Here is a 10,975-nt window from a genome sequence, read left to right as displayed (position 1 = left end):
GTTGTTTAATGCTTTTTGACGGAAATCGATAGAGTAGGCCATAAAACGGGAACGGGTAAGGTGTGGAGTTAAGGGAGAGAATTATATACTTTTTGTTTTGTTTAACTATAGTGAGCCAAAATAGAAAAGATACAAGGCAGCAAGCCGCAGACAGTATGGGTAATACGGCAAGGCGCAGCAACGCCGTATATTTTTTATTTTGGCTCACTATATCTTAACTGCGGCTCCTCTTTTTTCCAGACCGCCGTTAAGGCCGTCTGAAACCCGTCGGCCGAAAGAGTTTCCTCTCACGCTTGCGGAGAAAGTCGTGTTGTACAGGGCGGAAGCGTCGGCCGTTGCGAAAACTTTGCGGGGCGGAAATAAAAGCAGTTCTGCGAACTGCCACCCCCACCCCTGCCCTCCCCCGCGCTTAGGGCGCAGGGGAGGGAGTTTGGTACGCGGCGGGTTTGACGTTTTCAGACGGCCTTTGATACTTTCAGGCTGCTTTCGAGACCATCGTAGCAGCATTCCCACAGCGGCACTTCGTCGCCGGGAACGCTTCCTGCCAGCAGCGCGGTTTCAAGGGCGGCATGGAAGGCGGCGCGGGTAGCGGGTCGGGCGAACCATTCCTCGAAGGCTTGGTTGAAGACCGCAGGATCTTGGCGGCGGCCGGCGGGCAGATAAAAATCCTGCCGCCATTTTTTGCTGCCGACGGGCAGCGCCGTCCACGTTTCGACAAAGGCGGCAAGAGCGGGCAGGCGGTCGGCGTGCTGCGTCCAGATGTCGAGCAGTTCGGCGGTGATGTCCAAATCGGCGTAGTGGAACATCAGCAGCGCGGCGGCGGGGTTGCCGTCGGGTGCGGTGAGCCGGCGGGCAAACCAAGCGCGGGCGAAGCGGTGCATAAAGTCCGATTCGGCAGCCGACCAGACTTCGGACAGGTCGCAGCGCAGTTTGTCGAGCTGCATTTCTTCCAGACTGGGGATGTCTTCGCCGCGTGCGATGCCATCGAGTATGCGCGGCAGAAAGTATTTCATGTCTCGGGCGGTGGCAGCTTCGTAGTCCGAAGGAACGCTGCCGAGATAGGTTTGCAGACAGTCTTCGGGGATTTGCCGCAGGGGAAAGCTCAGTAGTTCGCGCTGGAAATCTTGGGGCGAGCAGCAGGGGCAGCCGCAAATAGCCAGCGGGAAGGCGGCGCGGCAGGTGGCGAACAGGCGGTAGGCTTCTTCGATTAGGGCGGGGAGGTCGGCGGCGGACATGGTTGGACTTGCAGGCGTTTTGGGGGTTCTCGGGGGAAGGAGTCAGGTGCGCGGCAGATTGCCCGCTTTCAGACGTCCTTATCCGCCACGGCCAAGCGGCGGATTTCCGCTGCCAGCAGTTCGGCGTCGTCCAGCGGCACGTAGTGGCCGGAATGCGGGGCGGTAATGTGGCGTCCGTGCGGCGCGGCGCGGGCGCGTTGTTCGTGCAGTGCGTTTAGGTGCGCGCGCGCTTTGCGGCTGATACCGCTGCCGGGCAGGGCGCCGGAGACGATGGTCAGCGGGATGGCGCCGGTGTCGGGCGGGTTGCGCCGCCATGCGTAGAGTTCGTCGAGAAAGGTGCGCGACTGCTCGGCGCAGGTGCGGAACACGGCGGGCGTCATGCCGTCGCGGCGCAAATCGGCGGAGGCATCGGCGGGCAGGGCGGCGAGCAGGCGGCGGTAGAGCAGCGGCAGCAGGCGGGCATGGGCGAGCAGGCGGTGGGCGGCGATGCCGATGCGCTCGGCGCGGCGGAAGGCGGGGGAAAACAGGGTGTCGTCGGCTTCGTCGGCGGGGTCGGCCAGCACTAGGCCGGTGATGCGTTCGGGACGCTCGGCGGCGGCCAGGCGGACGATGGCGCCGCCGGCGCTGTGGCCGACGAGTATGCAGCAGGGCGCGGCGAAATAATCGAGCAGGCGGTTGAGATCGGCGGCCATGCGCGCAAGGGTGCGGCCGTGCGGGTCGGGGTCGGAGCGGCCGAGTCCGGCGCGGTCGTAAACGACGGCGCGGGCGAAGGCGGCGGTCTGCGCCTGCACCGGCGCCCAAATCGAGCGGGTGGACGCGCCGCCGCTTTCAAACACCACCAGCGTGCCGCTGTCCTGTTCGGCGGGCAGCACTTGGGCAAACAGACAGCGCGCGCCGTCGACGGGGATGTATTCGGGGCTTCCCTGGCTGTGCATGGTTTGTCCTTTCTTGCGGGTTTCAGACGGCCTTTTGCACTTTCGGACAACACTTTCAGGACATCGGCAAAACGTAGTTCTGCAAATGCCACCTACCCTCTTCCCGCAATTGGGGCGCAGGGAGAGTTTGGTACGCGGCGGGATTGGCGGTTTCAGACGGCCTGAAAATGTCGGATACGGGTATCTGACCTACGGGATGTTTCCTTTAAGGCCGTCTGAAGCCTGTCGGCAACAGAATTCCCTCTCCCGTTTGCTGCAACACCTCAAAGAGCGTATTTCTTTCTGGCTGCTTTGGGTTTGACGGTACTTTAAGAAATTTATAAAAAATATACGGCGTTGCTGCGCCTTGCCGTATTACCCATACTGTCTGCGGCTTGCTGCCTTGTATCTTTTCTATTTTGGCTCACTATACAAAGCGGATTCGTCGGCTTGGATGTCGGCAGCGAAGCCGCTGTTGGCATAGGCTAAGGCGGCGGTAAACATATAAAGTGGGTAACGGTTTGGTCGGCTGCGTTTTTGTTTTTATTTTTGCCGTGGCCGACGGTGTTGCCGATGATTTGGACGGATTGCAGCAGAATGCTGCGTGCAGAATCGAGACGGATGCTGTCGCATGCCTCGAGGCTGCCGCCTTGGACGACGATGTCGCTGCCGGCTTTCAGGCTGCTTTGCCGGCTTTGGCGGTAGTTTTGGTTTTACTCTTTGCCGGCGGATTTAAAGCCGAAACCGGCTTCGGCAGACAACAGGACGGCATCCTGCTGTCCGTTGTTGCTTTTGAGACATCGGCTACTAAAAGTATGTTGTGGAAACAAGACTATGTACCACTATATCTCTACTTACAATAACTTAGAGCTTGTTTTACTCCTAGTCCAATTTCCAAGCAGTTGCTGTCAGCGGGCATAATTATATCTTTTTCATCAATACCTTCCCACGCATCTGATCTGATATGTTTGTTGGGGGAAATTACAATTTCCTTGCTATTCATGTTAATGCTGCACATCATCATTTTTCTAAAAAGAGCTGATTTGGTTTTATATCCCAGTGTTTCTCGTACATGATCAACCCATTGGTTATAGCGTTGAACTCTTTGTTTTGGTTCGAAAAAATTTTTATATTCTTCACTCCCATATTTAAAAGTTCGACTATTTTTTAATGCCTTAAAAACAGCTTGCCCAAGCAGATTGTTATCAATATCCGGAAGTAAAATATGAGGTGGGAATAAGGTGTCTAACATTAACAATCTAAATCCAGATTGCGTTTGCACGACGAACGCTTTTTCATTTGCATATAAACTTGCAAAATATTGATTTTCGAGCTTGTTTTCCATTATTTAATCTCCGTTACTTTAACATTAATATTATGAGTCTTCCCATATTCTATCGCTTTGTTGATTTGCTGCCATTGCTCTTTGGAGAAAGGGTGATGCATTGGATGCTACTGACTTTGCCGAGTGCTTGGACGCTGTTGTTGAAGGTAGCGAAGAGCGTAGGCGGCTTCGCTTTGGATGATGATGAGCTAGCCCAGCACGAAGGCGGCGGGGTCTGCGGCGTTTTCGGCGGCCGGTTCGACGGCACCGGCGGGGTAGTGGCCCTGTTGGTGGGTAAGAAAGCCGTTTTGTTCGCGCACGGTTTGGCGCAGGGCGGCGTAGTGCCGTTCGGCTTCCGCGCCGCTGTCGGCGGTGGCGGCGATGCGGCGCAACAGGGCATCGTCGGCACGGAGCACGGCGGGGAACAGCGGCGGCGGAAAGACGGGTTGGCGGGGGCGTTTGGGCATGGCGGGATTTCGGTTTTTTGGTTTTGAACTTCGTTGAAGCGGCGCTTTCAGAAACGTCATTCCGCGAAATGGGGCGGCCTTTTCCGGTCTTTCAGACGGCCTTCGTCCGTGGCGGCATGAACCGCGTGCGGCGCGCCCTACGGGGTTTAAGGCCGTCTGAAACGGCACGACGGTCTGTATACTCCGTTGTAGCGGCTGTTCAGACGGCCTTTCGGCGGGGGGGTGCCCGCAAGTGGCATGAAACGTGCGTCGCAGGGCGTTTTAAGGCCGTCTGAAAACCGCAGACGGGGTTTCAGACGGCCTCTTCCTGTCCGTTGAGTTGTTTGAGCAGTTTGTCGGTTTTGTCGGGGTCTTCGTTGCGCAGGATGCGCAGGATGTCTTGTTCGAGGCGGTCGATGTGGCTGTGGATGACGATGTCTTTCACGGCCAGGAGGTTGTTGGTATTCATGGAGAAGCCGCGCAGACCCATGCCGAGCAGAAGGCGGGTGTAGAGGGTGTCGCCGGCCATTTCGCCGCAGAGGGAGACGGGTTTGTTCATGCGTTGGGCGGTGCGCAGGATGTGGGCGAGCAGGCGCAAAACGGCGGGGTGGGCGGGCTGGTAGAGGTGGCTGACGGCGTCGTCGCCGCGGTCGACGGAGAGGGTGTATTGGATGAGGTCGTTGGTGCCGATGGAGATGAAGTCGGTGTGTTTGAGCAGGCTGGATACGGTGAGGGCGGCGGAGGGGATTTCGATCATGCAGCCGGTCTGCACGCTGCCGAAGGTTTCGCCGCGTTCGGCCAGTTGGCGGCGGGCGGTTTCGAGGTGGACGTGGCATTGTTTGAGTTCGGCCAGCGAGCCTATCATCGGCCACATGATTTTGACGGGGCCGAGGGCGGCGGCGCGCAGGATGGCGCGCATCTGGGTGCGGAACATGACGGGTTCGGCCAGACACAGGCGGATGCCGGTGAGGCCGAGGGCGGGGTTGAGGCTGCCGTTGGGCGTGCCGTTTTGGCCGAACCAGCGCGGGTTTTTGTCGACGCCCAGATCGACGGTGCGGATGGTGAGGGGTTTGCCTTTGAGTTTTTTGACGATGGCGGAATACACGGCAAACTGTTCTTCTTCGTCGGGCAGGGTGTCGCGGTTGAGGTAGAGGTATTCGCTGCGGAAGAGGCCGACGCCGTCGCCGCCGAGGGCGTGCATGGCTTTGACGTCTTCGGTGCTTTCGATGTTGGCCAGAAGTTCGATTTGGGTGCCGTCGGCGGTGGTGGCGGCGGTTTTTTTGAGTTTGCTCAGTTCGCGCTGTTTGTTTTTGTAGGCGCGCAGGCGGCGGCGGTATTCGGCGGTGACGATGTCGTCGGGGTTGATGATGACGATGCCGTTGATGCCGTCGACAATGACCCATTCGTGTTCGCTGATGAGGCTGCGTGCCTGGCGCAGGCCGATAACGGAGGGGATGTCGAGGCTGCGGCCGAGGATGGCGGTGTGGCTGGTGGGGCCGCCGGCGTCGGTGACGAAGGCGGTAACGCGCTGTTCTTTGAATTGGACGGTGTCGGCAGGCGAGAGGTCGTGGGCGATGATGATGGTGTCGTCGAGGAGGTTGGCGTCGAGGTTGAGCTCGTTGCCTGTGCCGATGAGGTTGTTGTGGATGCGCTCGGCCACTTGCAGCATGTCCTGTTTGCGCTCGCGCAGGTATTCGTCGCCGATGGCGTCAAACTGGGCGGACAGGCGGTCGGTTTGGATTTTCAGCGCCCATTCGGCGTTGATTTTCTGCTCTTCGATGATGTCGGCCGGTTCGCGCGACAGGGTGACGTCGGTGAGCAGCATCAGGTGCAGCGAGATGAAGGCGCCCAGTTCGGTGGGGGCATTTTCGGGGATGGCGCTGCGGATTTGTTCTAGCTGGCGGCGGGTGGTTTTCACGGCGGCCTCGTAGCGGGCCACTTCGGCGCACACTTCGTTTTCCGCCAAATCGTATTGCGGCACTTCTTCGTGTCCGCGCACCACCAGATGGGCGCGGCCGATGGCGATGCCTTTGCCCGCCGCCACGCCGTGCAGCACGATGCCCATGTTTATTCTCCTTCGCCGAAGTAGTCGTTAATCAGCGCGGTGAGCGCCTGCATGGCGGCCGCTTCGTCGGCGCCGTCGGTTTCCAGCGTTACCGTACTGCCTTTGGCGGCGGCGAGCATCATCAGTCCCATAATGCTTTTGCCGTTGACGCGCTGCCCGTTGCGCGTTACCCAGACTTCGCAGGCAAACGGCGAGGCCGTCTGAACGAATTTGCTCGACGCACGGGCGTGCAGGCCGAGTTTGTTGATGATTTCGATGTCTTGTTTCAGCACGGGTTTTCTCCTTCGGGCGGACGGGTGACGGCGATGATGCCGCCGACAGCGGCTTCCCGCACGGCTTCGGTAAAGGCCGCCAGATCTTCGGCGGCGGCGGAATACTGCGCGGCCTTCACCAGCATGGGGGCGTTGAGGCCGGTGAGGATGGCCACTTTTTCGGGCACGACGAGGCGGCGGGCGGCGTTGCACGGTGTGGCGCCGAAGATGTCGGCCAGCACCAAAACGCCGTGCGCCGCCTGCGCCGAGGATTCTGCAACGGCCTGCTGCGTGCGGCGGATCACCGCATCGTGGTCTTCGTCGGGCTCGACGCCGAGGATGCGGATGTGTTCGGGCACGGCGGAAAAAAAGTGGCGCGCCAGTTGCGCGTAGGCGCGGCCGAGGCTTTCGTGGGTGACGATAACTATGCCTATCATGGTGTGTTCTGTTCTGCCGTCCTGTTTCGCTTCGCAGGAGCTTGGCTTTCAGACGGCCTTGTTGTGTAAAAAACAGCATTATATGTGAAAGCGGTATCCCGCGGGCGGGAAGAGGCCGTCTGAAACCAGTCGGACGGCTTTCAGACGGCCTGGTGTCCTTTTGCCAAATTGCGTTGCCTTGTGTAAACTCGCGCCCGTCTTGTCGGAGTGCCCCCGCCGAATGTATCGGGTGCTGAGACCGCCTCTGCGGAATCCGTCGAACCTGTCGGGGTTATGCCTGCGTAGGGATTCAAGCCGTCAACCGCCGTTTCCGGCACTCTTGCGCAGTCCTCCCCTGCCCTTCCCCCTTTTTCCGAAAAACACCATGAAAACCGACACCGCCATACTCGGCGGCGGCCTCTGCGGCCGGCTTGCCGCCATGATGCTTGCCGAACGCGGACACCGCGTTACCCTGATCGACAAAGGCAGCCGTGCAGGCGAAGAAGCCGCCGCCCACATCGCCGCCGCCATGCTCGCGCCCGCCGCCGAAGCGGCCGATGCCACGCCCGAAACCGTTTTGCTCGGCAAAAAAAGCATACCGCTTTGGCGCGACATCGCAGGCCGTCTGAACGACGCAGGCCAACCCGTGTTCATGCAGCAAAACGGCAGCCTGATTGTGTGGCACGCACAGGAGCGGCCGCTGGCCGTGCAGTTTGAACGGCAACTGGCGCGCGCCCGTGCCGAGAGCGTACGCTGGAATGCGCAGGACATCGCCGAACACGAGCCGCAGCTTGCGGGACGCTTTTCAGACGGCCTCTTCCTGCCCGCCGAAGGCCAGCTCGACAACCGCCAAATCCTCGCCGCGCTGGCCGGGCGTTTGGACGGATTAAACGTCGAAACCCTGTGGCACACCGAATCCTCGCCCGACGCCCTGCGCCAAAGCGGCAAATACGGCCTGATTGTCGACTGCCGCGGCATCGGCGCGAAACACACTTGGAACAGGCCGTCTGAAAGCCCGTCAAGCCGCCTGCGCGGCATACGCGGCGAAGTCCTGCGCGTGTATGCGCCCGAAGTTTCGCTGCGCCGCCCCGTGCGCCTGCTGCATCCGCGTTATCCGATTTATATCGCGCCCAAGCCCGACAGCCTGTTTGTCGTCGGCGCCACCCAAATCGAAAGCGAAAGCACCGCGCCCGCGAGCGTGCGCTCGGGTTTGGAACTGCTCTCTGCCCTGTACGCCGTGCACCCCGCATTCGGCGAAGCGCAAATCCTGCAAATCCAAAGCGGCCTGCGCCCCGCGCTCGACCACCACAACCCCGAAATCCGCTACAACGCGCAAACCCGCACCATCGAAACCAACGGCCTCTACCGCCACGGCTTTATGATCGCCCCCGCCGTTGCCGCCGCCGCCGTGCGGCTGGCCGAAGCACTCATCGGCGGCGGCCGCGTGCCTGAGAGCGATGTCGAAAGCGGGCTGGCGTATATCGATACGGCAGAGGCCGTCTGAAAGCGGTGAGGCCGTCTGAAAAAAAGAGGTTCAGACGGCCTTTTGAAGGTTTCGGACAGGGCGTGCGCACCGCAGCGTGCACCGTAAAAGCATTTGGATTTAGTGAAACAAAAGGGAAACATGATGGACAATTTAATTTGGCTGCTGGTTTTGGCAATGGCCGTATCTCTGCTGGGTGCGTTTTTACGCAACCCCTCGGTTAAAGGCAGAATGGGAGAGACAGCCGTGCGTTCGCGCCTGAATGACGAACTGGACGACGGTGTGTACACGGAATTTCATGATTTGATTATTCCTTCCCGCAACGGCACGACCCAAATCGACCATATTTATATTTCAAAATACGGCATCTTTGTTGTCGAAACCAAAAACTATACAGGCTGGATTTTTGGCGGTGAAAAACAAGCGCGTTGGACGCAGGTTGTTTACAAAGAAAAGCATTATTTCCAAAATCCGCTGCGGCAAAATTATGCCCATATCAAAGCATTGGCCGCATTGTTGAATCTGCCCGAAAGCAAATTCCATTCGTTGGCGGCGTTTCTCGGCGACTGCGAGTTCAAAACCGAAATGCCGCCCAATGTCTGCCGATTGCGGAGTGCGGCAAAATACATCAAAAGTTTTCAGACGGCTTTGCTGGACGAAGGCCAAATCCACGCTGTTATCGCCTTATTGTCGTCCGACGAATATCGGGCAGATAAGGAAAAACTGCGCGAGCATACCGCCCGTCTGCGCGAGCGACACCGGCATTGAAACGGCACAGGCCGTCTGAAACATCCGAGTATCTTTAACAGGAACACGCCATGACTTTCCCGCCGCTCAAATCCCCGCTCAAGTTCTACGCCGTCGTGCCCGATGCCGACCGGGTTGTCCGCATGGTGAAGGCAGGGGCGGATACGGTGCAGCTTCGCTGCAAAACCCTGTCGGGCGAGGCGCTGCGCCGCGAAATCACGCGCTGTGTTGCCGCCTGCGAAGGCAGCAGAACGCAGCTTTTTATCAACGACCATTGGCGCGAAGCGATAGCGGCGGGCGCATACGGCGTGCATTTGGGGCAGGAGGATATGGACGGCGCCGATTTGTCCGCCATCGCCGCCGCAGGGCTGCGGCTCGGTTTGAGCACGCATTCGACGGCCGAACTTGACCGCGCCTTGTCGGTAAATCCGAGCTATGTCGCCAGCGGCGCGATTTTTCCCACCGCCACCAAGCAGATGCCCACCGCGCCGCAGGGCTTGGACAAGCTGCGCGAATATGTGAAGCAGGCCGGCAATACGCCCGTGGTTGCCATCGGCGGCATTGATTTGGGCAACGCGGCGGCGGTGCTGGCAACGGGCGTATCGTCGCTGGCGGTTGTCCGCGCCGTTACCGAAGCGGCCGATCCCGAAGCCGTTGTACAATCCTTCCGCGCCTTGTGGGATTGAGGCCGTCTGAAACAGCCCTTTCCGTTTTCACTGCGTTGCAGTCCCGCTTTCCATCCCAACTCATAAAGGAAAACCATGAAACGCAAAATCCTGTTCCTTGCAGCCCTCGCCATCTCCTGCGCCGCCCAAGCCAAATCCGGTGTGGCTTTCCGCAGCCCCGGCGGCAACATCCACTGCATGGGCGACTACCGCGACATCGACAGCGGCAAAGTCAGCGCCGGTGTCAGCTGCGAAATCCGCGGCCACCGCGAAAACATCCGCCCCGCGCAAAAACGCCCCGACGACTGCGACCTCGACTGGGGCGACGGCTTCGCCCTCGGTGCCAAAGGCCGCGCCGAAGTCTATTGCCACGGCGACACCGTCGCGCTGGCAGACAGCCGCGTGCTCCGATACGGCCAAACCATACGCGGCCAAGGCTGGCAGTGCACCGGCCGCCCAAGCGGCATGATGTGCAAAAACCAAAGCGGCCATGGTTTCGATATTAACCGTAAGCGGCAGCGTCTGTTTTAAAACCTGCTTTCAGAAACGTCATTCCCGCAAAGGCGGGAGCAGCCTCAAAACACACAGGCCGTCTGAAACCATTGTCCACAGGAAACCCAAAATGATCCGCCCCGTCCCCCTCGAAAAATGCTACCTCCTGCTCAACATCGGCGCGACCGTATTGGTGTCGGCCGAAGCGCAAGGCCGCGCCAACGCGATGGCCGCCGCCTGGGCTTGCGCGGTGGACTATATGCCCAAGCCCAAAGTGAGCGTGGTGCTCGACAAAGCCGCATTCACGCGCTCGCTGATTGAGCAAAACGGCCTGTTTGCGCTGCAAATCCCCGTTGTCCGCCAGGCCGAAACGGTGTTGAAACTCGGCAGCAGCAGCGGGCGCGACAATCCGCGCAAAATCGAAGAGAGCGGCGCAAAAACGTTTAAGCCCGAAGGCTGCCCCGTGCCCCTTATCGAAGGCTGCGCGGGCTGGCTGTTGTGCCGCGTCATGCCCAACGAAACCATGCAACAGGAGCATGATTTGTTTGTCGGCGAAGTGCTTGCGGCGTGGGCGGACGATGCCGTGTTCGACGGCCATTGGCACTTTGAAACCGCCGGCGACGAATGGCGCACGCTGCATTATGTGGCCGGCGGCCATTTCTATACCATCGGCGCGCCGCTGACCGTGGCAGGCTACGACAAAGAGTGAGGCCGTCTGAATGAACGTTTTGCTCAACGGAGAGGACTTTGCGCTGCAAGGTCGAACCCTTGCCGACCTGATTGCCGAGACCGCGCCGCCAACGCCTTTTGCCGCGGCGGTGAACACCGTGTTCGTACCCAAACCGGCCTATGCCGATACCGCGTTAAAAGAAAACGACCGTATCGACATCGTGCGCCCCGTTGTCGGCGGATAGGCCGTTTGAAAAAAACAATACAA

15 protein-coding genes and 1 riboswitch are annotated in these 10,975 nt (G+C 59.5%); of the genes, 7 read left to right on the top strand and 8 right to left on the bottom strand.

Annotated features, from left to right (window positions below):
- Positions 1 to 455: 455 nt before the first annotated feature.
- Both CGZ77_RS11840 and CGZ77_RS11835 read right to left on the bottom strand, forming a co-directional pair.
- Positions 456 to 1,235, bottom strand: a complete 780-nt coding sequence (locus tag CGZ77_RS11840) for a hypothetical protein (protein WP_009426511.1) — start codon at positions 1,233 to 1,235, stop codon at positions 456 to 458.
- A 68-nt stretch (positions 1,236 to 1,303) separates the two neighbouring features.
- Entirely contained in the window at positions 1,304 to 2,170 is an 867-nt protein-coding gene (locus CGZ77_RS11835) for an alpha/beta fold hydrolase (protein WP_009426510.1), read from the bottom strand.
- A gap of 488 nt (positions 2,171 to 2,658) precedes the next feature.
- On the opposite strand from CGZ77_RS11835, the gene CGZ77_RS12205 reads away from it, so the two are divergent.
- The gene (locus CGZ77_RS12205; RefSeq protein ID WP_009426507.1) at positions 2,659 to 3,012 is read left to right on the top strand and encodes a hypothetical protein; all 354 of its coding nucleotides are present in this window, start codon (positions 2,659 to 2,661) and stop codon (positions 3,010 to 3,012) included.
- Here CGZ77_RS12205 and CGZ77_RS11825 read toward each other — a convergent pair.
- The 6 genes from CGZ77_RS11825 to CGZ77_RS11805 all read right to left on the bottom strand — a co-directional run bounded on the left by CGZ77_RS11825 (position 3,000) and on the right by CGZ77_RS11805 (position 6,672).
- The gene (locus tag CGZ77_RS11825; RefSeq protein ID WP_009426506.1) at positions 3,000 to 3,494 is read right to left on the bottom strand and encodes a contact-dependent growth inhibition system immunity protein; all 495 of its coding nucleotides are present in this window, start codon (positions 3,492 to 3,494) and stop codon (positions 3,000 to 3,002) included. The genes CGZ77_RS12205 and CGZ77_RS11825 overlap by 13 nt on opposite strands.
- The gene (locus tag CGZ77_RS12815; protein WP_369799227.1) at positions 3,494 to 3,595 is read right to left on the bottom strand and encodes a hypothetical protein; all 102 of its coding nucleotides are present in this window, start codon (positions 3,593 to 3,595) and stop codon (positions 3,494 to 3,496) included. The genes CGZ77_RS11825 and CGZ77_RS12815 overlap by 1 nt, the downstream gene beginning before the upstream one ends.
- Before the next feature lie 87 nt (positions 3,596 to 3,682).
- Complete coding sequence (locus CGZ77_RS11820; RefSeq protein ID WP_036496256.1) at positions 3,683 to 3,940, bottom strand: hypothetical protein; 258 nt, start codon at positions 3,938 to 3,940, stop codon at positions 3,683 to 3,685.
- A gap of 292 nt (positions 3,941 to 4,232) precedes the next feature.
- Complete coding sequence (gene ptsP, locus CGZ77_RS11815; protein WP_094031198.1) at positions 4,233 to 5,984, bottom strand: phosphoenolpyruvate--protein phosphotransferase; 1,752 nt, start codon at positions 5,982 to 5,984, stop codon at positions 4,233 to 4,235.
- Between the two features lie 2 nt (positions 5,985 to 5,986).
- Positions 5,987 to 6,256 (bottom strand): HPr family phosphocarrier protein, encoded by a 270-nt coding sequence (locus CGZ77_RS11810; RefSeq protein ID WP_009426501.1) that lies wholly within the window; start codon positions 6,254 to 6,256, stop codon positions 5,987 to 5,989.
- Entirely contained in the window at positions 6,250 to 6,672 is a 423-nt protein-coding gene (locus tag CGZ77_RS11805) for a PTS sugar transporter subunit IIA (RefSeq protein WP_009426500.1), read from the bottom strand. Before CGZ77_RS11805 ends, CGZ77_RS11810 begins: the two co-directional genes overlap by 7 nt.
- Positions 6,673 to 6,865: 193 nt before the next feature.
- Positions 6,866 to 6,978: riboswitch (TPP riboswitch) on the top strand.
- 58 nt (positions 6,979 to 7,036) lie between these two features.
- Between CGZ77_RS11805 and CGZ77_RS11800 the strand changes: the two genes are divergently transcribed.
- From CGZ77_RS11800 to thiS, 6 genes are all read left to right on the top strand, one after another.
- Positions 7,037 to 8,155: an FAD-dependent oxidoreductase gene (locus tag CGZ77_RS11800; RefSeq protein WP_009426498.1), complete on the top strand. Its 1,119-nt coding sequence runs from the start codon at positions 7,037 to 7,039 to the stop codon at positions 8,153 to 8,155.
- A 120-nt stretch (positions 8,156 to 8,275) separates the two neighbouring features.
- Entirely contained in the window at positions 8,276 to 8,902 is a 627-nt protein-coding gene (locus CGZ77_RS11795) for a nuclease-related domain-containing protein (protein ID WP_009426497.1), read from the top strand.
- Positions 8,903 to 8,952: 50 nt separating this feature from the next.
- Positions 8,953 to 9,567 (top strand): thiamine phosphate synthase, encoded by a 615-nt coding sequence (gene thiE, locus CGZ77_RS11790; RefSeq protein ID WP_009426496.1) that lies wholly within the window; start codon positions 8,953 to 8,955, stop codon positions 9,565 to 9,567.
- Between the two features lie 75 nt (positions 9,568 to 9,642).
- Positions 9,643 to 10,077 carry a DUF6636 domain-containing protein gene (locus CGZ77_RS11785; RefSeq protein WP_009426495.1) on the top strand — a complete coding sequence of 145 codons (435 nt, stop codon included), beginning with the start codon at positions 9,643 to 9,645 and terminating at the stop codon, positions 10,075 to 10,077.
- Between the two features lie 91 nt (positions 10,078 to 10,168).
- Positions 10,169 to 10,747, top strand: a complete 579-nt coding sequence (locus tag CGZ77_RS11780; RefSeq protein WP_036496251.1) for a flavin reductase family protein — start codon at positions 10,169 to 10,171, stop codon at positions 10,745 to 10,747.
- A 10-nt stretch (positions 10,748 to 10,757) separates the two neighbouring features.
- Positions 10,758 to 10,952 carry a sulfur carrier protein ThiS gene (thiS, locus tag CGZ77_RS11775; protein WP_009426493.1) on the top strand — a complete coding sequence of 65 codons (195 nt, stop codon included), beginning with the start codon at positions 10,758 to 10,760 and terminating at the stop codon, positions 10,950 to 10,952.
- The last annotated feature ends 23 nt before the right edge of the window (positions 10,953 to 10,975 follow it).

It is taken from the genome of Neisseria sp. KEM232, from assembly GCF_002237445.1.
GTDB lineage: Bacteria > Pseudomonadota > Gammaproteobacteria > Burkholderiales > Neisseriaceae > Neisseria.
The sequence above is the reverse complement of the archived record's forward strand: the minus strand, read 5'-3'. Positions and strand labels throughout refer to the sequence as shown.

Bases quoted from the DNA above. Each gene is read 5' to 3' on its own strand.
- CGZ77_RS11840 (WP_009426511.1), bottom strand. From the start codon at position 1,235: ATGTCCGCCGCCGACCTCCCCGCCCTAATCGAAGAAGCCTACCGCCTG.
- CGZ77_RS11835 (WP_009426510.1), bottom strand. From the start codon at position 2,170: ATGCACAGCCAGGGAAGCCCCGAATACATCCCCGTCGACGGCGCGCGC.
- CGZ77_RS11825 (WP_009426506.1), bottom strand. From the start codon at position 3,494: ATGGAAAACAAGCTCGAAAATCAATATTTTGCAAGTTTATATGCAAAT.
- CGZ77_RS12815 (WP_369799227.1), bottom strand. From the start codon at position 3,595: ATGCATCACCCTTTCTCCAAAGAGCAATGGCAGCAAATCAACAAAGCG.
- CGZ77_RS11820 (WP_036496256.1), bottom strand. From the start codon at position 3,940: ATGCCCAAACGCCCCCGCCAACCCGTCTTTCCGCCGCCGCTGTTCCCC.
- ptsP (WP_094031198.1), bottom strand. From the start codon at position 5,984: ATGGGCATCGTGCTGCACGGCGTGGCGGCGGGCAAAGGCATCGCCATC.
- CGZ77_RS11805 (WP_009426500.1), bottom strand. From the start codon at position 6,672: ATGATAGGCATAGTTATCGTCACCCACGAAAGCCTCGGCCGCGCCTAC.
- CGZ77_RS11800 (WP_009426498.1), top strand. From the start codon at position 7,037: ATGAAAACCGACACCGCCATACTCGGCGGCGGCCTCTGCGGCCGGCTT.
- CGZ77_RS11795 (WP_009426497.1), top strand. From the start codon at position 8,276: ATGATGGACAATTTAATTTGGCTGCTGGTTTTGGCAATGGCCGTATCT.
- thiE (WP_009426496.1), top strand. From the start codon at position 8,953: ATGACTTTCCCGCCGCTCAAATCCCCGCTCAAGTTCTACGCCGTCGTG.
- CGZ77_RS11785 (WP_009426495.1), top strand. From the start codon at position 9,643: ATGAAACGCAAAATCCTGTTCCTTGCAGCCCTCGCCATCTCCTGCGCC.
- CGZ77_RS11780 (WP_036496251.1), top strand. From the start codon at position 10,169: ATGATCCGCCCCGTCCCCCTCGAAAAATGCTACCTCCTGCTCAACATC.
- thiS (WP_009426493.1), top strand. From the start codon at position 10,758: ATGAACGTTTTGCTCAACGGAGAGGACTTTGCGCTGCAAGGTCGAACC.